Consider the following 21,308-nt stretch of genomic DNA (forward strand, 5'->3'; position numbering starts at 1 on the left):
CTGACCCAACGCCATCCGCAGCCGCTTCCGCACCATGTAAAACACTGGAAAAGACTGTCGCGCTGCCTTCACACCGAAGCGGCAATCTGCTCGCGCAACCAGCGATGCGCCGGATCGCGATGCACGCGCTCGTGCCAGAGCATGGCCATCTCGTAACCGGCCACGGGCACCGGCGGTGCGCACACCTTCAGCCCGGAATGCGCGCGCACCACCCGCTCCGGCAGCATCGCCACCAGATCGGTACGCCGCAGCACGTCGATGACGAACAAAAAATGCGGCACCGACAGCACCACCCGGCGCTGCAGCCCGCGCGCGTGCAGCGCCGCGTCGGTGACGCCGCTGAAACCGCCGCCATCCGGCGACACGATCACATGCTCGAGCTTGCAGAATTGCGCCAGCGTCGGCCGCCGCTGCAGCCGCGGATGCTCGGCGCGGCCGACCAGCACATAGTCCTCGGCGAACAGCGTGCGTTGGCGCAGGTGCGGCGGCGCGCCATCGCGGGTGTGCAGGGCCAGGTCGATCTCACCCTGCTCGGCCTGGCGCGCGATCTGCAACGGCGCCATTTCCAGCACCGCCAATCGCGTGCCCGGCGCCGCGCTGCGCAGTGCTGCCAGCGCCGGCAGCAGGATGGTCGATTCGCCGTAATCGGTCGCGGCCACGCGCCAGCGGTTACTCGCCTGCGCGGGGTCGAACGGCGTATCCGCCGCCACGGCGCGCTGCAGCGCCTCCAGCGCCTGCCGCAGCGGCGCGCGCAAGGCCTCGGCACGCGCGGTCGGGCGCATGCCGCGCGGACCGGGCAGCAGCAGTGGATCGTCCAGCGCGGCGCGCAATTTCGCCAGGTGCACGCTGACCGAGGGCTGCGACAGGTGCAGGCGCGCGGCGGCGCGGGTCACGTTGTGCTCGGCGAGCAGCGCGTCCAGGGTCAGCAGCAGGTTCAGGTCCAGACGTCCGAAATCAAGCATGGCTATAGCTGGAATTCCCGCAATTCATTTCAACTATAGCGGGCTGGGGCCTACCTTGGCTGCATCCCATTTCCGAGGTCGCCCATGAACGTGCTGCTGGTCTATGCCCACCCCGAACCCACTTCGCTCAACGGCGCGCTCAAGGACTTCGCCGTGCAACGCCTGCAGGCCGCCGGGCACCACGTGCAGGTATCGGACCTGTATGCGACGCAGTGGAAGCCGACGCTCGACGCACAGGACAGCCTGGATGGCGCGGCCGGCGATCGCTTCGATCCGTCGCTGGACTCCAAGCGCGCCTTCGCCAACGGCCGCCAAAGCGCGGACATCGCCGCCGAGCAGGACAAGCTGCGCTGGGCCGACGCCGTGCTGCTGCAGTTTCCGCTGTGGTGGTTCTCGATGCCGGCGATCCTGAAAGGCTGGGTGGACCGCGTCTATGCGTATGGCTTCGCCTACGGTGTCGGCGAACATTCCGACGCGCGCTGGGGCGACCGCTATGGCGAGGGCAACATGGCCGGCAAGCGCGCGATGTTGATCGTCACCACCGGCGGCTGGGAATCGCATTACGCGCCGCGCGGCATCAACGGCCCGATCGAAGACGTGCTGTTCCCGATCCAGCACGGCATCCTGCACTACCCCGGCTTCGACGTGCTGCCGCCGTTCGTGGTCTATCGCAGCAGCCGCATGGACGCCGATCGGTTCGCGCAGATCCGCGACACGCTCGGCCAGCGCCTGGACACGCTGTGGAGCGCCGCGCCAATCGCGTTCCGCAAGCAGAACGGCGGCGACTATGCCATGCCGGAGCTGACCCTGCGGCCGCAGATCGCCCAGGGCCAGGTCGGGTTCGCCGCGCATGTGACGGACTCAGAGGAAGAGGCATCGCCCGCATACGACCAGCGGATCCCTCAGACGTGAAGCGCAGCGTTGGACGGTAGGATGGCGCCTGCGGCGAATGCGCCGCGCCTGCCATCGGAACCATGCCGTACGTCGCCGCACCTGCGTTCGCCCGCCTACTCACCCTGTGCACCATTCTGCTACTCGGCGCCTGCGCCACGCAGGCACCGCGCGCGCCCGAGCGCACGCCGACCGAGATCAAGGCCGACATCGCGCGGCGCATCCCGGCCGCCATCCCCGACCGCAGCGGCTGGGCCAACGACGTGTACGTGGCGCTGTCCTCGCAGGAACTGGCCACCAGCGCCGACAACATCTGCGCGGTGCTGGCGGTGATCGAACAGGAATCCACCTACCAGGCCAATCCGCCGGTGCCCGGCCTGGGCAAGATCGCGCGCGCCGAACTCGGCCGCCGCGCGTCGGCATTGCATGTGCCCGCGTTCATGCTCGACGCCGCACTGGCGGTAAATTCACCGAATGGCCGCAGCTACGGCCAACGCATCGGCGCCGCGCGCACCGAGCAGGAACTGAGCGCCATCTTCGAAGACTTCGCCGGCAGCGTGCCGCTGGGCCAACGCCTGTTCGGCGGCCTCAACCCGGTGCATACCGGCGGTCCGATGCAGGTGAGCATCGCCTTCGCCGAGGCCCATACCGACGGCTATCCGTACCCGTTGCAGGACGCGGTGCGCCACGAGGTGTTCGGTCGTCGCGGCGGCGTGTGGTTCGGCACCCGCCATCTGCTCGGCTACCCGAGCGACTACGACACGCTGCTGTACCGCTTCGCCGACTTCAACGCCGGCTGGTACGCCAGCCGCAATGCGGCGTTCCAGGCGGCATTGGCGAAGGCCAGCGGCACCGGCCTGGCGCTGGACGGCGATCTGTTGATCCCCGGCAGCGACATCGACCAGCCCGGTGCCACCGAGCGCGTTGCACGCAGCCTGGGCGCGCGCCTGGCGCTGGACGACAAGGAGATCCGCCGCGCCCTGCAGCGCGGCAACGCCGCCGATTTCGGCGACACAGCGCTCTACCGCAAGGTGTTCGCGCTGGCCGAACGCAGCGCCGGCAAGCCATTGCCGCGCGCGATCCTGCCAGGCATCACCCTGCAAAGCCCGAAGATCACCCGCACCCTCACCACCGCCTGGTTCGCCCAGCGCGTCGCCGAACGCTGGCGCCGTTGCATGGGCAAGTAACACCGGCAGACAGGTCCGACGGGCGGCGCGACTTCGGCTTGTCCACCCACGCGATGGCGGCGGCGACGCCCGCTGCGCGCAATGCGCCCGCACGCGAATGGCATCCATCATGGCCCTTGTTTGCGCCGATCCGCACATGCTGCACGTGCGGAGCCGCCTACACGGCGTCAGCCGCGCATCGCAACCGTGCTCAGCGACGATCGTCCAGCACCGCCACGTCCTCCGGCGCCAGCTGCACCACATCGCTGGCCGCCCCCGCGCCCAGCAGCGAGCGCATCGGCGCCGGCAGGCGCACCTGCTGCGCATCGCTGCCGTGGTTGATCAGCACCAGCACGCGGCGGCGGCCATCGCTGCGCACGCCGACCTCCACGTCCTGCGGCACGTCCGCCAACGGTGCGCGCACCTGCGCATCGCGCAGCCAGTCGCCGGTGAGGCGATCGAGCGTGGCATCGTCCAGCCAGGCGCCGACATAGCTGATGCGGCCCTTGCCGACCCGCCGGGTCAGCACCGCCGGCGCGCCGTCCAGCCAGCCGTTGGCCTGGCCGTAGCGCAACGGCACCTCGGTCTGCGCCGCGCGCGCCTGCAGCTGCTCGGCCCAGATCTTCGCACTGCCCTCGCCGGCCGCACCGGCAACCGGGATCGGCCTGTCCAACGCATAGAACTGCTGCACGCGGCCGCCCAGCAGCTCAGCCAGCGGGCCGGGCTGGCGCTGCGGCTGCAAACCGTTGTCGGCGTTCTTCATCGCGCTGCGCGGGCCCAGTACCAGATGCCCGCCGCGTTCGACATAGGCCTTCAGCCGCTGCGCCTGCGCCTCGCTGAGCACGTTGAGCGACGGCGCGACCACCAGCTTGTAACCACCCAGCGGCGCCAGCGCCGAGACCACATCGACCACCTGCGCCTGCTGCCGCAGCGGCCGGTAGAACGACTTCATCTGCACGACCGGGTCGAAGTCGGCCGAATGCTTCTGGAAACCCAGTGCCCAGCGGCTGTCGAAATCGTTGATCAACGCCACGTCCGCGTGCGGCGTGGTGCCCGCCAGCGCCGCGCCGGCCTTGGCGAACTCCGCGCCGACCTGCTGGATCTCCGCATACACCGGCACCGGCTCGCCATCGGCGCCGACCAGGGTGCCGTGGTATTCCTCCTGCCCGTTCGGCGCGGCGCGCCACTGCCAGTAAGAGACCGCATCGGCGCCGTGCGCCACCGCCTGCCAGGCCATCGCCCGCACCTGGCCCTTGCGCAGCGCCACGTTGGTCGCGCGCCAGTTGACGAAGCCCGGCTGGGTTTCCATCACCCAATAGTTGCGCTGCTTGTAGCCGCGGGTGAGGTCGTGCCGCGCCGCGTTGTCCACCCAGTCGTAGCGTTCGCCGGCAACGTAGTCGTCCCACGCGGCGATGTCGAGCACGTCGTGCACGGTGTAGGCGTCGAAGCCGGCGAACCAGCCCATGGTGTTGGTGGTGATGAACTGGCGCGGATCGGCGTGCGGGCGGATGGCCGCGATCTGGTTGCGCGAATAGTCGGCCCAGGTATCGCTGACGAAGCGCTTCCACTCCAGCAGCAACGCCGGATTCTCCTCGTCCTCGCGCACCGGGATCTGCGCGAAGTCGTTGTAGGTCTGGCTCCAGTACGCGGTCGCCCAGCGCCGGTTCAATGCCTCGATGCTGCCGTACTTGCGCTGCAGCCAGGCATGGAACTGCGCCTTGGCTTCCGGATCGAACGAGGCCTGTGCGTATTCGTTGTCCAGTTGCCAGCCGACCACATGCCGATTGCGCCCATAGCGCTGCGCCATCTGTTCGGCGATGGCATTGGCGAAACGGCGGTAGCGCGCACTGGCGAAGGAAAACTGCTGGCGGTTGCCGTGCTCGTCGCGCACGCCGTCCTGGCCGACGCGCAGCGTGTCCGGATAGGCCTGGGTCAGCCACGCCGGCGGCGCCGCGGTCGGCGTGCCGAGCACCACCACGATGCGGTGGCGCGCCGCCGCGGCGATGGCGCGGTCCAGCCACCCGAAGTCGTATTGGCCCTCGCGCGGCTCCATGCGGCTCCACGCAAACTCGCCAATCCGCACCACGCGCACGTGCGCCGCCTGCATCAGCGCCAAGTCGCGCTCCCATTGCGCCTCCGGCCACTGCTCCGGATACCAGGCCACGCCCAGCAGCAACGGCGCAGCGTCGGCGTAGCGGGTGGCCTGCGCGCGGGCATCGGGCAACGCGGCGCTCAGGGCGAACAAGGCAGCGCACACCAGCGCGATCGCGCGCTGCGGGAACCAGGAAGGCGATGACATAGGCGGGCTCGGCGATGGAAGGAACGGCAGCCGGTGGATCCGCTCAGCCGCCAGCGCTCATTGTGCACGCCTGCGCCAGGCGCGCACTTGCGCAACTTGCCGAACCTGGATGCGCAACTGTGCACAACGCGGGCAAAACGGCGGCGCGCGGCAACGGATTGAGCAGCGCAGCACCGGGTATCATGCACGCGCTGGCCAGGCACACGCGCTCATTCAGCACGCTGTCGGTCGGCATCCACCTGTTTCAGGACATGCTCGCGACGGTCCTGCCCCTTCGCGAATGCATCCTTGCCTCCCTAGGCGTTTCGCCTCATTTGCCGCCGCTGGCGCATGCACCGATTGTCGATGTCATGTTGACCGGGTAGCGTCGCGCCCTGGCACACGCCCCCTTTCCCCTTTCCCCTTTCCCGGATACAAGCATGACACCACCACGGATCCTAGCCACCCTGCTGGCGATGACCACAGCAATCCTTTCCACTGCGCCCGCCCTGGCGCAGAACGTCACCGTCACCCCAAGCCAGACCTATCAGACCATCCAGGGATTCGGCGGCATGAACGGCGCCGGCTGGATCGCCGACCTCACGCCAGCCCAGGTCGATCTGGCCTTCGGCAGCGACAATGGCCAGATCGGCCTGTCGATCATGCGCATGCGCATCGCACCTTCTAGCTCCGACTGGGACGTGCAGGTCCCGGCCGCGGTGCGCGCACGCGCGCATGGCGCGGTATTGCTGGCCACGCCATGGTCGCCGCCTGCGTACATGAAGTCGAACAACAGCCTCAACAACGGCGGCAAGCTGCTGCCGCAGTATTACGGCGCCTACGCCAAGCACCTGCTGGATTTCGCCAGCTACATGTCGGGCAAGGGCGCGCCGCTGTATGCGCTGTCCATGCAGAACGAGCCGGACTGGCACCCGGGCTACGAGTCGGCAGAATGGAACGCCAGCGACTTCGCCAACTTCCTCAGCGCCCAGGGCGGTGGATTCGGCAACCTGAAAGTGCTCGCCGGCGAGTCGTTGAACTTCAATGCCACCCTGAACGATGCCTTCCTCAACAGCAGCGGCAGCCAGCACGTGGACATCATCGGCGGGCATCTGTACGGGGCGACGCCGAAGGACGATCCTCTGGCACGCAGCAAGGGCAAGTCTCTGTGGATGACCGAGCACTACACCGACAACACCGACGGTAACGCCTGGCCGTCCGCGCTCGGCGTGGCGAGCGAGCTGCACAAGAGCATGGCAGCCAACTACAGCGCCTACATCTGGTGGTACATCCGGCGCAGCTACGGCCTGATCACCGAGGGCGGCACAGTCAGCAAGCGCGGCTACGCGATGGCGCAATACGCGCGCTTCGTGCGCCCCGGCGCCAAACGGATCGACGCCACCGCCGCGCCGTACAGCGATGTCGCGGTCACCGCCTACAAGCGCGCCGACAACAAGATCGTGCTGGTCGCGGTCAATACAGGCACCCAGTACCGCGAACTGAAGGTCACCCTGCCCAGCGGCAGCGCGGCCAGCTTCACCAAGTACAGTACCTCGGCCAGCGTCAATGTCGGCTATGGCGGCAGGTACCAGATCAGCAACGGCCGGACCGCGTTCTATGTAGATCCGCAGAGCGTGGCGACGTTCATCAGCAACTGAGCGTTTGCGTTGCCGCGCCCGGACTGATCGTCCGTTCGCCACAGCGCACGATGCAGGGAAGATCTGCGGCCCGACGGGCCGCAGATGCGTCCGACCACGCATGCTGCGCGTCGCGACCGTGCCGCAACCTCCACGCATCGCAGTGTTCGTGTGAGCGCGGCCTTCTGCGTGCAGATGGATACGCGCTCGTTTTCTATCTGCCTGGCGACATGCACAGGCAGCTGCGTCGGCGCAGATGCCACGCTGCGCCGCTATCAACCGATGCCTTGCACGGCCCAGCCGAGCTGCTGCAGTGCGGCCAGCGCCAGGCTGCGGAAGCCTGCGGGAATGGCATCTGCCTGCGCCACGCGCTTGCAGAACTCCAGCGCCATGCTCGCAGCGACACGCCAGTCGTCCTGGTAGTCCGGCGTGGGCAAGGCGGGCGTGTAGACGCGCTCCACCACCTCGCCGCTCACAGCGGGACGAAACGTCATCGGCAGCATGTCGTATGCCGGCGCCAGCGCAAGCGGACGCATATCGGCGAGCATCATGCCCGCATTGCCCAGAGGCATGTCGTTATTGCCGATCAGCGCGCCGAACCAGCCATACACGCCGAGCCGCCGCGCATCGTCGCGATCGAGCCAACCGTCGCGCTGTAATTGCGGGGAAAACAGCCACCAGTCGATGCGACCATGCGCGTAGTAGGCCGCGTCCAGTGCCGCCAACGAGACGAATCCGCGACGCCCCAGATCCGGCGTGCGGTCAAAGCGCGTGGATTGCAGGAACACGCGGCCGTCGGCTTCGACGATTTCGCTCTCGGCGGCGGCCAGGCCCTGCGCGCGCATCACCTGCCCGGCAAGCTGTTCGCAATGCAGCAGATCCGCCCATCGCTGCGCAGCAGGCGTGCCGACGCGCCCGCTGAACTTGAGGGAAGCGGCCGTCGTGCTGCAATGTTGCAGCGAATTTCGGCTGTTCGCCGCCTACCGAGGAACCGACGTCTTCGCCACGCAAGGCGGCTTCGGCAAGGCGCGGAGACGCCAGCAGGCGCTGCGCCTGCGCGATCGTGTCGGCCGGCTGCAGCATCCCCTGCAACAGGCGCCACACGGTCGGCTGGCTTATGAATAGATAGTCAAGAAACCACGACTATCGATCGACTTAGTTATCAGCCGCTTCACTTTATCATCCAGAAGAAATCGAAAAAATATGAATAAATAGAGACTGGATTCATGGTTGATCGCGGGTGCCGGAGTCGATCCGTCGCGGCGGACCCACCCCGGCACCAGCCAGAAGGCCGTGTCCACCAGCCGACACGGCAGTGCGGATGGGCGGCATCAGCTTTTCAGGAAAGGAGCAGGAATGCCGACGGCCGGAAATCGCAGGCGCAACGGCCATGCGCCGCCGGCTCGGCGGCCCGGCATGGGGCCTGCCGAGCGGGCGCAACCTTCTTCCTAGGTCCAGTTGTCGCCATCCAGGCCGCTGTCGTCCGCAAAGTCCTGGCCGGCGTCCTGCAGCGGCGCCTCGTCGTAATAATTGTTGGTGACGTTCTCGACCACGGTGGGCGGCGACGACCCGCCGCCCAGGAACCCGCCGTGGTGACCGCCAAGCAGGCTCTCCACGCCTTCGAACAGGAACATGCCACCGGCCACACCCGCGGCTGTGGTGGCCGCGGTGCCGAGGAAACTCGGCCCGCGCGCGGCCGGTGCCGCGACCGGCGCCTGCTCCGGCATGCCGTTGCCGCCGCCGAACAGGCGCTCACGCCAACCCGGCGCGGCCTGCGGCGCGGGCGCCGGCGGCAACGGCGGCGGTCCTGCATTGAATCCCTGGCCCAGAAAACTGGTGGCTGGCGGCGGTGGCGGCGCGGCCTGCTGCAATTGCGCGATCTGCGCCTTGGCGCTCTCCAGCGCATGTTCGAGCAGCAAGGCCCGCTGCACCAGCAGATAGGCCGCATCGGGTTGACCGGCCAGGCGTTCGCGGATCAGCGCGTCGGCCTGCGGATCGATCGCCGCGCCGCCGGCACTGCGCACGCGGGCCAGGAAATCTTCGAGTAGCTGTTGTTCTTGCGGGGTCATACCAGTACCTGGAGGGGGTGACCGGCCCAATGCCGGCAGGCACAGCATGGGCGCGGACCGGCCGGCGCCAAGGGCTACCCTTGCAGCCTGGTGCACCGACATTCATCAAAGCGACCGGATCGGCTGCTGCAACCGAGACCATCGGCAGCGGCATCCCGCTCCACCACCGCATGGCTTCCGGCATTGCCGCCCACCCCGCCCATGACGACATCTGTGGTCAAAAAGGCGCACAAAGACAACCACGCTGCAGTGCCGCGGCAGGCAAGGGCGATTCGCGCGGGCATTGGCCGCAGCCGCACCGGCGTGGGCGCGCGTGGCGACGGACCTGTGCAGCAATCGCGTCTGGCAGACGCTCGCGCTGGACACCGACCCGGCGCATGGCACCCGCAACGGCGATGCGCTCGCCTTCGTGGCCACCCCCGCCAATGGCCGCGTCTACCGCTTCGACCGCCCCGTCGAGGGCGCACGCAGCGCCGCGCTGAGCGCCGGAGCCACGGCATTCGTCCACGTAGCGGGAGCGACTTCCTTGTGGGAGCGACTTCAGTCGCGACGGGCCTTACCGGCAGGGCCTGCCGCAACCGATGGCCCAAGATCAAACGGCGCCGGCACCACCCGCCAGCACAGGGACTCGCATGCGCACTTCGACGCCTATTCCTCCCCGGCTGCGTCCGCCACGCCATCGCCGCACGGCTGCCGCACCGCCCACATGTTGTCGATCAGATTCGGATATGGGCGGCCGTTCTCTTCCGCACGCTGCCGCGCCGCGGCCTTCTGCGCAGGCGACAACGGCTGCGCGCGCTGGCCGCGCGGCTTGGGCTTCTTCCAGGGCGGGGTCTTGGAGGCGCGCATGGGCATGACTGCAGGAAACGGAGGCGCCCATCGTGACGCGATGCGGTGCGCGAACGAGTGAACGACACCAGCGCACCGATGCGCCCAGGCTGTCCCGACCTACGAGGCCCTCATCCGAATCGATCCCCGCCAGCGCGAACACCCACCCCGGCACCACCGGCTCGCCGGCATGGACGTCCTTGGGCGTGTGCTCGGCCATGGCCCAGCGGTGCAGCCAGCTGATGCCACCGCCGCCGGTATAGCCCTCGGCGTGCCGGTTGGCCGGATCGCGCAACGCTTGGTCCAGGCTGACGAACACAGCGCCGCGGCGGCGGGTGGCGGCGATCAGTTCCGGGAATGCGACGGCGTTCAACGCGTTGGCATGCATCAACCACACCTGCGCGATGTGGCGGCCGAACAGCCGCTGCGATGGCGCCTCGAAATAATCCAGCGTGTTGAGCATGTACGGCACATAGCCCTTGCGCAGCCGCAGCAGCGTGGCTGCGCGCGCCGCGCCTGGCGGCTCGGTTTCCAACACCCGCGCATAGGCGAAGGCCCACACCCACTCACCGCTGTCCACGGTGACCGGCGCGATGCGGTAGCCACGCGCGGCGACGAACGCCACCACCGCCTCGCGCTCGGCATCGCTGCGGCCGGTCGCTAGGGAAGCATGGCGAAACCAGCGCAGCGACTGCCTGTACTCGGCCAGCAGCGGCCGCAACGTGCGCTCGCCGCGCACGATCGCGTCCTCATAGGCCGGCAACCCCACCTCGTGCAGATTCACGTGGCCATAGGTGTGATTGCCCAGCTCATAGCCCGCCTCCAGCCAACCGCGCAGCATCGCCACGCGCTGCGGTTGCAGCTGGCCGTCCTGTTCCAGTTTGTCCTCGTTGACGAACCCGACGATGGGCACGTCCGCCTGCCGCAACGACGCCATCAGCTGCGCATGGAATGCAGGCAACTGCGCGGCCGGGGTCTTGCCCATGCGCTGCAATGGCAGGTCGTCGATGGTCACCGCGATGCGGCGCTCGGCGTCCTGTGCCTGTGCCTGCGCAGCACTGAACACAGACAGCATGGCCAACAACACCAAGCGGTAACGGCGCATCGGCCTCACCCGATCACGGACTGGGCAAGTCTAGCGGTGCGGCCGCTTGCGCTCCCGCCCCGCGCTTGTCGCGCTCTTCGATCCACGGCGGCGCAACAGCGTTTCTGCATGGCATGATCCGGCGCTGTTCGTGCGTCGGACCTATCGAGCCAATGCAGCCAGGAGATCGCGATTGAGCAAGTCGTTGTCGATAGGATTGCTTGCGCCGCGCCTGGCGGCCTGTGCCGATACGTCGCAGGCGCCGGCAGCGACCTGCGCGCAACACGCGTCGCCACAGGTGCCGGCGGCGCGTGCGACGGCCTCCACGACGGGCGGGCAACGCGGCGAAGGAAAGCCTTACGAAATCGCGGACAGTGAGGTCTGGAACGCGCCCGACCAACCTGATCCCGTTACTGCAACTTAAATAAACGAGGACAACGCATGACGGAGCAAGCATGCCAACAGCAGCACCGCATTCCCGACTGGAGAGCGGAGATATCATCCATCCTACGACCTGATTAGCACGAACCTTCAGCAGCAAACACCGGGACATCGCGCAACGCCTGCTCCGGCCAAGGGCTGGTCCTGGCCGTCGCGACCAGCAATCGCGGTACCAGGGCAGCCAGATCGAACCGCCGATTGAACCGCCACATCGTCTCGGCAAGATAACGCTGGGCGTACTTGGCGAACTTGAAGGCGTGATAGGCCCCGTCCAGGGACCGCTTCAGATTCGACAGCACCACATTGACCCAGCGTGCATTGTCATGCTCGCAGCGTGCACGGCCGTGACCTTCGATCACCGTATGCGCATGCTCTGCCTCCAATGCCTGGAATGCTCCCAGCCCATCGCTGTAGACATCGGCCCCGGGGCGCAGGCGCTGCTTGATCCACAGGGCCAACGCTTGCTTGGTGAAGTCCGACACCGGATCGATCACCGCATGCCGTGGACGACCGTCTTCAGTGGTCTCCACGGCGATTACGAAAGGGCGCTTGTTCTCAGAGCCACGACCGGCTTTGCCGCCATTGCGCTCCCCGCCCAGGTAGGCGTCGTCCAACTGCACGATGCCACCCAGCTGGCGGTCTGCTTCGCGTTCGCTCATCGCCTGCATCAGCTTGTGCTTGAGTCGCCAGGCCGCCGGGTAGCTCACACCCAGGTGCCGCATCAGCTCCAACGCAGACATGTTTGTCTTGCTCTGGCCCAGCATGATATATCGCTAGCATCCAGGTGGTCAGCGGCAGCTTGCTGTTGTCCATCAACGTGCCGGCGGTCAGGCTGCTCTGGTGACGACACCCAGAGCATTGCCAATAGGCCACGCCATTGCGATGAAAGCGGCAGTGCGCCGTGCCGGCGCACTGCGAACAGATGAAGCCCTGCGGCCAACGAGCCGCTTCCAACGCCTTTTCGCACTGCGCCTGGGTTCCGTAGCGCTTGAGAAAAGCGGGCAGCGACAGCCCTGCCTGGAACTGCACTCGGTTCATGCTCATCATCGGGACCCTTGTGAACGAGGATCCCATCTTCGGTCGCCGCCTTCTCAACGGCTGCGACTGCGCTGAGAGTTCGTGCTAATCAGTTTAATTTTTACCTTGAGGCCGCCATTTGCGAGCTCGGCCGGAAACCGCACGTCTTCGTTGATCATTGTTGACTGCCTCGAGACCCCACATCCATGTGCTAGGCATCCAGTACCTTATCGATGTCGAGGCTTTCAGAGGCAGACTGGGGAGAGGCGAACTGACGAAGTATCGTCAAATGCGGATCCAGCTTCATCCTTCGCAACGAGTCAATGTGGGCTTTGCCACCGGCCACGAGCGCAGGCTCGAATCCATATACTTCATCAGGTGCGAGTTCCCCAAGCTTCGCAGCCGCCCGCGAGAACAACGGCTCGTCATTCTGATCTTTAAAGTCGAAATCCTTTTTGCTACTAAGCAACAAGCTCTTGACCGAAATGTCCTTCTGTTTTTCATTCTTCGGCTTGAGGCCTTTTGGTGTTGCGAAGATCATATTGAGGGCTGGGGATACCGAAACGCTGCTCCCTGTACGCTCCCCGCAAAGGTACAGATCGCCGAAGGCCGACCGCGCAATCACATGGAAGACGTCGACTTTTGGCAAGGGCGTATCGGCCAGCCACGCCTCTGCAATCTCCTCATAATCGCCGGGGTTCACGAGCCAAAAAAGCCCCTTGGCATATCCGTTCCACCCTTCAGCGCTCCACTGCTGCAAGAGATAGTTCGGCACCCTGCCGACCCAGCAGTCGATAGCGTCTTGTGCGACAGCTTCATGATGAAACGCCTCGCCGAACTCGTCGATTAAAACTTCAAAATCCTCGTCTCTCACGACTTTTTAACCTTCCATGAAACCACATGGCCGCCATATGCCCTAAGCGCATTCCACAAACGAGGCCGCGCTATTCACGAAATCTTATCGATGTTCTCATTGAGGAAAGGGATGCGTGGTGCCGCAAGCTGTCTCAGAATGGTTAGGTGTTGCTCGGCCTTCATCCTCTTGAGATTTTCAAGAATCAACCGACCGCCGGAAGCTATGGCAGGTTCGAAGCCATACACTTCGTCCTGCTCAAGCGGTCCGAGGTTGCTTAAGGCCCGCCTAAATAGAGGCTTTCCCTGTTCGTCATCGAGATCAAATCTATCTGGCGAACTGGATCCAAAGAAGGCCCGGATCGATTTATCAAGTTGGACTGGGGTTTTGGGCTTCAGTTCGCGCGGAACCGCGGCGATCCCGTGTATTGAGCAGTTTATTGTGATATTGCGTCCAGTCGTCTCTCCGCACAGATACAAGCTGCCAAAAGCCGAACGGGCAATTGTGTGAAATTTGTCGATATTGACTAAAGGGGTTCCGCTAAGCCAGTCCGTGGTTACACCCTCAAATTCATCCGGGTCGACAATCCAAAACAACCCGTCGGCGTATTGGCTCCAGCCCTCCAATTGCCAGTACTCAAGAAGTCTACCAGGAAGCTTACCAGCCCATTTCCTGAGCGCCTCCTCGGGCACATCCCTACGAAGGGTCGGCTCCCCAAACTCTTCGATAAAAATTTCAAAGTCCTCGCCTCTCATAGCTCTACCTTTTCCTGCCAGGGGGGCATGGCTTCAACTCCACATTCATCTTCGTATCGCCTTCGCCTCGCTTGATCGCATCATCCGCAGCCTGATCCATGGCGTCAACCCGACCTCCCTGTGGCCAGCTACCGCCGAGGGCCGAATTTGCACCTGTGCTACCCATAGCTTTTGGGTCCGGCGAGGCCCACCCACCGGCAACCATGTCCGGTTCGTGCAAGGCAGCTAGCTTTCCCATAATCGCTTCCGTTCTTGCTTTAGCCTCTGCACGAGCCTGGCGAGCGCCCATTCGCTCAAGTGAGCTAGCGTAGATGCTTTCTTGAATTTCGCTGGCGTAATCTTTCCTAAAGTTACTCTGAGCTGCGTCTGCACTAGGATTCCTTCCAAATTTCTTAAAGGCATCACGTGCTGCTTTATATTCCGACGCCGTCAGTTCGTTGATTGCGTCTTGTTGCCTGCGCAGTTGCTTAGTGTAGTCCTGAAGATACTTCCGCTGTTGCTCCGGGGTCATCTTGCGGAAACGCTTGCTACGGGGATTGAAGCACGGCACTTCAGTTTTCTTTTTACCCGGAAATTTTCCGCCGTCCTTGGCCTCCTTCTCGGCCGCTTCCTTTTCGGCTTTCTTGGCAGCGACCTTTGCCGCCTCGCGCTCGGCCAGTTCCTCGGCAGCCTCTTTCGCAGCCTGCTCGGTGACCTCCTCAGCGCCTTCCTTCACTACCTGCTTGCCGCCCTTGTAGATCAGCGAACCGCCCTTGACTGCATCACCAAAGGCTGGAATCGCCGCCACCGCAGAAATGCCGGCGTTGATCTTATCGCCTTCCAGCCCATAGATGCCGGCGTTGAGCAGGTCCGGAATTGCCCCTAGGCCGGGGATGAAGCCCAGGACGTCCAAGCCGCCGTGGACCCAGCCGCTGGCGCTGGCCCAAAAACCCTTCTCTGACTCGGTCTCCGCCTGTACGGGTGGGTTAGCCGCGGTTGCGGGCACTGCCGTTGGCGCGGTCGGCCCGACGACTTGGCCGATAGTATTGCCCGGCGGCGCCTCCTTCTCCGGCGGTCTGAGGTTGGGCAGCTTTAATTTCGGTTGTTTGTCACGAAGGTTGTCATACTCGTCGTAGCTCAGCGTGGACTGCGCGAGCAGATCGCCCTGTCCGTCGCCACCCGACCACACCTGTGCCAAGACCCCGTCAGGCTGGCGAACAATCTGCAAAGTATCGCCACTAGGGAGCAGCCTAACCGCACCCTGGGGCTTGATGTCGATGGGCTCTCCCATAAGAGAGATTCCTGGTCCTTATTTCCTTGGATGGTCTGCCTGACCGGGAATGAAGCGGCGATTCATCGGTTCAATTCGGCTAACGAGCGGTCGAATTGACTAAAACCTTACTCAGCGACCTCCAGCCCCTGCGCCTTCATTCGTTCACGAACCTTTGCGGGAGGCTCCGCAGGGAATTGAGCACCTTTGGCGATCATGAGGTCGCGCAGCCGCTCGAAGTCGGCCCGCAACTTATTGTTGGCTTGATCGGTTTCGCTAACGGATGGCGGTGTCGTATCGCGAGGGACCGGCTGACCTTTGGCATCCAGAGTAATGTCGGTAACTTCACCCGATGCGGCGCCTGGCTGCAATCTTTGCAATATGAATTGCAATCCCCAAGCTATCGAGACGCCATTGGTCATGGTCGCATTGACGTCTGCCCCCTGCTCGACCAGGTAGAGCGCAATCTCAGGCTTGCGCACGTCGATCGCATCGGCCAGAGCAGTGCCGCCAATCTTGTCCCGCAAATTGACGTCTGCGCCGCGCATGACGAGCAACTTTATCCGCTCAATCGCATTGGGGCCAAGGGTAGCCCTCTGTAGCAAGGTGGTCCCATCTTCGCTTTGAAGGTTTGGAGAGAGGCCGCCTTCTAACATAGCGTCTAAATATCGCGGATCTTTGTGAGTGAGCGCTACTTCGAGCGCGGTTCCTAGCCCTTGTGCGACCTGTTTGTCTGGGTCCGAGCCGAGCCGGATCAAGGTAGTTATCGCATCGAAATTCTCGCGTTGCATCGAGTACCACAGCAAGGTCATCTGCTTGCGTCCCGGAGTATCCACCACCACGCCGTTGCGCACTAGGATTTGCAAACGCGCCATATCATTGTCCTCAATGGCCTGGGCAGCCTGAAGATAGGGGCCATCAAAGTAGGCTGCCGGATTTTCGCGCTTCATGTCGCATCCTGAAATAGCAAGGGCCATCGTCAGCGCCAGCAAGGTCAACCATCGAAACAAACCGGGCAATACGCGCCATCCCATCACAAAGGCCTACCAGGAGCCCGAAGCGCCCGAGCTCCGGACTGGTGCGGGTTTTGCAAGTGATTTTTCTATGATGGCCTGGTCCTCCTTCTTCTGGGACTCGATGCCATCGACCACCTGGCTCATGAAATGGCGGCGGATACGGTCGACGCCATGACCCGGGATCTCATGGGGCGTACCTACCGCATCAGGCATGCTGCGACCGAGAAGCGACTGAAGTGGCCCCCCATCCCAGAACCCTCCCTCCTGCACATGTGTAAGTACCTCGCCATCCACGCGGTAAGCCTCGATAGCTGAATCGGTGACTGTGCCACCGTAGCGGGCGACCGTATTAGGATGCAAGCCCGCGGCGTTGAAGGTTGTCGCCGGCAGACCGCTTGCACGCGCGGCGGCTGAGGCGAGACCCCCGCCCAAGGAGTGCCCGGCAAGATGAGCCGATGCTCCACTCTTCCCGAGCTTGTCGCCGATCTTCACGGCACGTTCGTAGTAGGTCGAATTGTTGTCTAGTCCTTGGGACAGATTGTTGCTCCAGTCCTCACCACTGACCGTGCCCTTGAACGCAACTTCCGGCGAGATCTGATTGCCAAAGACAGCGGGATCCGGGCTATACACCTGGGCGCGAAAGTCTGAGCCAGGGATCTGCAAGTCACTGGGCTTCAGACCCATCGCCGCAAGTGTCTTAGGGTCATTACTCGCGTTGCGCCAGCCCTCAGGTGGCGGCTGCGACGGATCGTAGACATTCTGGGAAAGCCTCGCTCGCTCGATCGCGATATTGTTTTTCTCGAAACGATTCGCCGCGTTAGTCAACTGATTACGTTCTTCTCCGGGTGGCATCTTGCCAGCGCGCTCGCGGGCCTGGGCGATCTGTTCTTGCCGTCCTTTCCAGCGCTCGGCTTTGCTCGGCGGCGCGCTGTAGTTACCGTTCATCCAAAACTGGTCATTGACCCGGATGATGCGCTTGCCTTCCACACGCACCGTGCTGCTGCGCTGTTTCGGCCAGCACTTCGCCCCTACAGTGCCGCTTTTAATCCCCTTTGCCACCCCCGCCTGGTCCCCTACCGTCGTTGGCAAATAGCTCGCGTCAAACAGAACCAGGGGATTTCCGTTGGTGCGAACGGTGCCTGCAGGTTGTTGGCTTGCCGCGATTTCTGCGAGCACCGGATACGGTACGGGCGGCGTACTGCTGCCCATTGGAGTCTTACACACATCCGGAAGCGTGCTGATCACTCGCCAGTTGGCCTCCTTACGTGCGGTGACGTTCTCGGCCATTCTCAGGTCTCTTCAAGGCTCACAGGGATAGGTGCTGCTCGCACCAAAGGCGCACCGGGATCGACTTCGAAACGCAATTCCGCCGTGCGGACCTCGACGTTTTCCGATATGCAAACGCGGCAGGTGAGCGCGAGCACCAAAGCTTGCGTATCTACGACCATCGTGTCGATCGACAGGTGTAGGGGCAACGGCACGCCATTATGCAATCGCAGCAGCACGAAGGGTCGATGTCCCGGCAAATCGATAACAGCCAAGCCCTCCCGATCGGAAAAATCCGGCGGCAGCAAGTGCCACAATTCGATCCGTGCGTCCGTGGGAGGAAAGACTATCTGCTGGTCGTCCGGGGCGCCGTTCCAGTACCCGGCGTCAAAGCTCTCAGGCAGCTGCGGCCACCGAGATTCCAGCCAATGCTCGTCGTACCGGCCCGCCCGCGCCAGCCTGGGAGCCCAGCTACGCCCTACCCAACCGAAGCCCGCTGGTGTGACTCCGTAGCCCGAGGCGATCTCTGCCATCGTCAGGGCGTCAAGAGGGGGCTCGGGATGCGTGGCAATAGACGGTGCACTGATGGGGGCTTGCGGATACTCGAACCGCGGGGCCGGCATGCCATCCGCCACGGATAACGGACTGTCCTTCGAAGCTAATTTGAGTTGCCGCTCTTCGAGCCAGCCCCGTCCAAGCGGGTTGCTGAAACACACTTCATCCAGGGCATAGGAAGAATCGCCGGGTATTGTGGAGTGAGACGAAACTGTCGAGCGACCGCCCCATGCCTCTTCCCAGCGCAGGGGCGCTTCGATGACCGGTTCAGCGTCGGACACCTGCCAACGATTGAACATTGCCTTTTTGAAGTGGCGAGGTCCATGGATACGAAGCGTCTTGTCCAGTAGGGCCTCGTGCGTTGTACGTGCCGACCACGCTTGCTCAGCCCGGGTCACCTCGCGTCGCCACTGTTCCAGTTGCGCCGAGCTAGGGAGCATGTTTGGTGCCAGACCGTAAGGCAGAGGAATTTCCGGCGGTGAAACCGGCGGCAAGGGGCGGCTGACGCGCACCCTCGCTAGCCAGTGCGGCGAAGGCTGGCCCCGCGGCGCGTAACTGGAGCCGACAATCACCACGTCGCATCGGGGCTTACCGGGCGCCAGATCACTCTCAGCACATACGCTCGACGTCCCGGGCTCACCATAGTAGGAATCAGCGAGACACAAGGGCAGCGGTTCGTCGTCGATAACTTGGAGCGACACCTGTCCTCCGGCGCGGGGCCGAAGCCGATATCCAGCCTTCATTACGAACACGCGGTTCCGACGACCGTCACGGTCGATTGTCGGAAAGCACAATCCGTCGAATGGGGTGAGGTTGCGGAACTCCACGTGCATCAGCCTCCAGCTGTCAGTTGATGTCCACGTCCTTACCTATGATTTGCACCGGTCCGCTGGCGGCGAACTTGAACTGGGTTCCGTTGATCAGCACTGTGCCGTCGGACTTCATCACCAGCGTGGACTTGCCCACCGTCACCTTGAACTCGTCTCCCGCCTTGATTTCGTAGGTCTTACCGACAAGCGTGGATTTGTTGCGCCCAATCTGTTCGCTCTGCGACAACCCAACGGTCGTGTTCATCGCCGCACCCACGCTGGTCTGGTAGGCGGCACCGATGGTCAGCGCCTTCGCCAGGCCGATCGTCTCTGCCTTGGCCAGCGCGATGGTCTCGGTCTTGTTGCCGCCGATGGTCACGCTACGGTTGTCGCCGATGGAGATGGTTTCGTTGCGCCCGACGTCCTCGGTGCGGTTATCGCCGATGGAAATCGTCTCGTTGTGGTCCACGCGCTCGGTACGGTGGCGTTTGACCTGTACGTTCTCGTCGCGATCAATGGTCTTCTTGCGGTCGTTCCCCACCCAATGCGATTCATCGTGCTCGACCTCGATCCGCTGGTCTTTCTCGGCATGCAGCCAGACCTCCTCATCACCCTTCTTGTCCTCGAAGCGGAATGCGTTCGCGTTCTCGTATTCACCCCCATGGCTGGAACGGGTCAGGAAACCGGTTTGAGTCTTGTTCGCCGGCAACTCCCACGGCGGCATCTGCTCCTGATTGGGAACCAATCCGGTGATCAGAGGACGATCCGGATGCCCGTCCAGGAACTGAACAATCACCTCCTGTCCAATGCGCGGAATTGCCACGAAGCCGAAGCGGTCGCCGGCCATAGGTGTGGCCACCCGCACGCGGCAATAACTTTTCTCGTTGTAGTCACCCACGCGGTCGTTGTGGAATTGCACCAGGACGCGACCATACTCATCGCAGTCGATTTCTTCCCCGGCGGGACCCACGACCAGCGCGGTGTGCAGGCCATAGACCCGCGGCATGACGCTGTTGTAGCCGCGCCCTGGTCGCCACGGCACTTTCTGCCGAACGGCAACAGCGGAATTGCTGTAGCGGGCAGGCTCATCGACTAGGTGATTGTTGACGACTTCATGGCGCACGCTGACAACGAAAAATCTGCGATCCTCTTCTGGATCACGATCGTGTTCGAAATGCTCGATCAGATCGAAGTAGCGGTTGGGCTGCAAACGGGCCGCGTTACCGCGGCTCTCGTAGTGCTTGGCCTTGGCCTCGATCTCTTCCAGGCTCAGCTTCGCGCGTTCCTCGCCCTCCGCTACGGTCCGGAACCCGTAGGCGCCGGTATCTTCGTAGATCTCCAGCTCCGGCACGTCGCCCTGCTGGTTCACTGTGGCGATACTTGCCGCTGAGGGTCGATGCGGATTCTTGAAGTCGAAGCTCGACACCGCATAGCGTGTGGGGGCCAGCCGGCGCGCGGGCGACCATTCGGCGATCGCGTCGTCATCGTCGGGGCCGCCCTCGGTGAAATAGCGAATGCGCGGCACCCCATCGATCGGTGCCGCCTGTTTGGAATCGTCGCAAAGCACCAGGGTATGGCCATCTGCTCGATGCTCGTAGCCGTAGTACCAGCCTCGCGTCTCCCACCAACGATGCAGGAAGTTCGCATCGGATTCCTGCCACTGCATTGCCTCGGTCTGCGTCGCATCGGAGGTCGCCCCAACTTGCAGGCGATAATCGTGGAAGCGGTAGCGGCCGAGTATCTCGTCGGTAAGCGCAGCGACGGTTTTCTGGTGCAAAGGGCCGCTATTTTGACGCGACCGCAGAAACGCCATCCACGGGCGCAGCACCATGCGGTAGTGCGCAATGCCACCGTCTGTGCCGGTGCGCCCGAACTCGAATACGTAGCCGTTGAAGTAGCGAGGGCCGCCGTCCCGGCGCACCAACTCGATGGTGGCCATCTTGCCTATCAGCGACTTGGCGGGGATTGCTGCGTCCTCGGAGAGGAGCGTCAACGTGTACTCGAAATCCCGGGACACCGCCTCGTCTGCAACCAGCTTCTCAGGGAGCAGGACCGCGGAAGGACCGTCGTCGTTTGGAAAGCTGAGTCGCATCAACCGCGAGGTCTGGCGTTCCAGCAAAGCGGAGAGCGCTGTAGCTGCAGTGGGGAGCCACATTGTTCGATTCTTCCATGGGGAACAAACGGTTCCGTTATAGCGCGACAGCCGGCATAAAAACCTGAACTTAAAATGACTCAAGACTGAATCGATCGAGATTGGCCCATAGCCCGAAACCCTGCGAGCTCGGCGCCACAATGGGTACGCAGGGGGCGGGATCGGAATCTCGCCACAGTAATTGTCTACTTAATGCGACGCACAGGGCGACGGCGGCGCCCCGGTTCAGCTCCAAAGCCGAGGCCACTATTCCGGCGGTTTCCACTCGCCAGCAATGCGA

The 21,308-nt window shown here is 63.8% G+C and carries 18 protein-coding genes and 2 pseudogenes; 6 read left to right on the forward strand and 14 right to left on the reverse strand.

Going from position 1 to position 21,308, the window contains the following annotated elements:
* Nucleotides 1-68: 68 nt before the first annotated feature.
* Nucleotides 69-962: a LysR family transcriptional regulator gene (locus E4A48_RS14960; protein ID WP_039008065.1), complete on the reverse strand. Its 894-nt coding sequence runs from the start codon at nt 960-962 to the stop codon at nt 69-71.
* Between the two features lie 84 nt (nt 963-1,046).
* Here E4A48_RS14960 and E4A48_RS14965 point away from each other — a divergent pair, with 84 nt between their 5' ends.
* Together E4A48_RS14965 and E4A48_RS14970 are read left to right on the forward strand one after the other, a co-directional pair.
* Complete coding sequence (locus tag E4A48_RS14965; RefSeq protein ID WP_142742686.1) at nt 1,047-1,874, forward strand: NAD(P)H-dependent oxidoreductase; 828 nt, start codon at nt 1,047-1,049, stop codon at nt 1,872-1,874.
* A gap of 62 nt (nt 1,875-1,936) precedes the next feature.
* Nucleotides 1,937-3,040 carry a DUF1615 domain-containing protein gene (locus E4A48_RS14970; protein WP_039008069.1) on the forward strand — a complete coding sequence of 368 codons (1,104 nt, stop codon included), beginning with the start codon at nt 1,937-1,939 and terminating at the stop codon, nt 3,038-3,040.
* A gap of 190 nt (nt 3,041-3,230) precedes the next feature.
* Here the strand turns inward: E4A48_RS14970 and E4A48_RS14975 are convergent, their stop codons facing one another.
* Nucleotides 3,231-5,318 carry a beta-galactosidase gene (locus E4A48_RS14975; RefSeq protein ID WP_142742687.1) on the reverse strand — a complete coding sequence of 696 codons (2,088 nt, stop codon included), beginning with the start codon at nt 5,316-5,318 and terminating at the stop codon, nt 3,231-3,233.
* Nucleotides 5,319-5,437: 119 nt separating this feature from the next.
* Here E4A48_RS14975 and E4A48_RS14980 point away from each other — a divergent pair, with 119 nt between their 5' ends.
* Entirely contained in the window at nt 5,438-5,683 is a 246-nt protein-coding gene (locus tag E4A48_RS14980; protein ID WP_141696341.1) for a hypothetical protein, read from the forward strand.
* A gap of 90 nt (nt 5,684-5,773) precedes the next feature.
* A complete protein-coding gene (locus E4A48_RS14985) occupies nt 5,774-6,955 on the forward strand; it encodes a glycoside hydrolase family 30 protein (RefSeq protein ID WP_141696340.1) in 1,182 nt (393 codons plus the stop codon).
* 254 nt (nt 6,956-7,209) lie between these two features.
* On the opposite strand, the gene E4A48_RS14990 is transcribed toward E4A48_RS14985, so the two are convergent.
* Entirely contained in the window at nt 7,210-7,893 is a 684-nt protein-coding gene (locus E4A48_RS14990; protein ID WP_185910779.1) for a HipA domain-containing protein, read from the reverse strand.
* Here E4A48_RS14990 and E4A48_RS14995 point away from each other — a divergent pair.
* Nucleotides 7,838-8,059: a hypothetical protein gene (locus E4A48_RS14995; protein WP_142742689.1), complete on the forward strand. Its 222-nt coding sequence runs from the start codon at nt 7,838-7,840 to the stop codon at nt 8,057-8,059. The two genes, E4A48_RS14990 and E4A48_RS14995, sit on opposite strands and share 56 nt — an antisense overlap.
* Before the next feature lie 323 nt (nt 8,060-8,382).
* Here the strand turns inward: E4A48_RS14995 and E4A48_RS15000 are convergent, their stop codons facing one another.
* From E4A48_RS15000 to E4A48_RS21730, 3 genes and pseudogenes are all read right to left on the reverse strand, one after another.
* Nucleotides 8,383-9,003, reverse strand: coding sequence for a DUF2076 family protein (locus tag E4A48_RS15000; RefSeq protein WP_142742690.1), 621 nt, complete (start codon nt 9,001-9,003; stop codon nt 8,383-8,385).
* A gap of 648 nt (nt 9,004-9,651) precedes the next feature.
* Nucleotides 9,652-9,852: a hypothetical protein gene (locus E4A48_RS21240; RefSeq protein ID WP_058196230.1), complete on the reverse strand. Its 201-nt coding sequence runs from the start codon at nt 9,850-9,852 to the stop codon at nt 9,652-9,654.
* A 664-nt stretch (nt 9,853-10,516) separates the two neighbouring features.
* Nucleotides 10,517-10,936, reverse strand: a pseudogene (locus tag E4A48_RS21730) (polysaccharide deacetylase family protein); the annotation flags it as partial.
* Between the two features lie 172 nt (nt 10,937-11,108).
* Between E4A48_RS21730 and E4A48_RS15015 the strand changes: the two are divergent.
* The gene (locus E4A48_RS15015; RefSeq protein WP_141696337.1) at nt 11,109-11,339 is read left to right on the forward strand and encodes a hypothetical protein; all 231 of its coding nucleotides are present in this window, start codon (nt 11,109-11,111) and stop codon (nt 11,337-11,339) included.
* Nucleotides 11,340-11,433: 94 nt separating this feature from the next.
* On the opposite strand, the pseudogene E4A48_RS15020 reads toward E4A48_RS15015, so the two are convergent.
* The 8 genes and pseudogenes from E4A48_RS15020 to E4A48_RS15055 form a co-directional block, all read right to left on the reverse strand.
* Nucleotides 11,434-12,400, reverse strand: a pseudogene (locus E4A48_RS15020) (IS1595 family transposase).
* A 184-nt stretch (nt 12,401-12,584) separates the two neighbouring features.
* The gene (locus tag E4A48_RS15025; protein ID WP_142742691.1) at nt 12,585-13,247 is read right to left on the reverse strand and encodes a GAD-like domain-containing protein; all 663 of its coding nucleotides are present in this window, start codon (nt 13,245-13,247) and stop codon (nt 12,585-12,587) included.
* 74 nt (nt 13,248-13,321) lie between these two features.
* Nucleotides 13,322-13,981, reverse strand: coding sequence for a GAD-like domain-containing protein (locus E4A48_RS15030; RefSeq protein ID WP_142742692.1), 660 nt, complete (start codon nt 13,979-13,981; stop codon nt 13,322-13,324).
* 4 nt (nt 13,982-13,985) lie between these two features.
* Nucleotides 13,986-15,251, reverse strand: coding sequence for a polymorphic toxin type 15 domain-containing protein (locus E4A48_RS15035; protein WP_142742693.1), 1,266 nt, complete (start codon nt 15,249-15,251; stop codon nt 13,986-13,988).
* Between the two features lie 107 nt (nt 15,252-15,358).
* Nucleotides 15,359-16,222, reverse strand: coding sequence for an ankyrin repeat domain-containing protein (locus tag E4A48_RS15040; protein WP_221887383.1), 864 nt, complete (start codon nt 16,220-16,222; stop codon nt 15,359-15,361).
* 51 nt (nt 16,223-16,273) lie between these two features.
* Nucleotides 16,274-17,533, reverse strand: coding sequence for a PAAR-like domain-containing protein (locus E4A48_RS15045; RefSeq protein ID WP_142742694.1), 1,260 nt, complete (start codon nt 17,531-17,533; stop codon nt 16,274-16,276).
* Between the two features lie 2 nt (nt 17,534-17,535).
* Nucleotides 17,536-18,900 carry a DUF2169 family type VI secretion system accessory protein gene (locus E4A48_RS15050; protein WP_142742695.1) on the reverse strand — a complete coding sequence of 455 codons (1,365 nt, stop codon included), beginning with the start codon at nt 18,898-18,900 and terminating at the stop codon, nt 17,536-17,538.
* Between the two features lie 13 nt (nt 18,901-18,913).
* Nucleotides 18,914-21,031: a type VI secretion system Vgr family protein gene (locus E4A48_RS15055; protein WP_142742696.1), complete on the reverse strand. Its 2,118-nt coding sequence runs from the start codon at nt 21,029-21,031 to the stop codon at nt 18,914-18,916.
* Nucleotides 21,032-21,308 lie beyond the last annotated feature (277 nt).

Origin of the sequence: Xanthomonas translucens pv. cerealis (genome assembly GCF_006838285.1) — a bacterium.
Classification (GTDB): Bacteria; Pseudomonadota; Gammaproteobacteria; order Xanthomonadales; family Xanthomonadaceae; genus Xanthomonas_A; species Xanthomonas_A cerealis.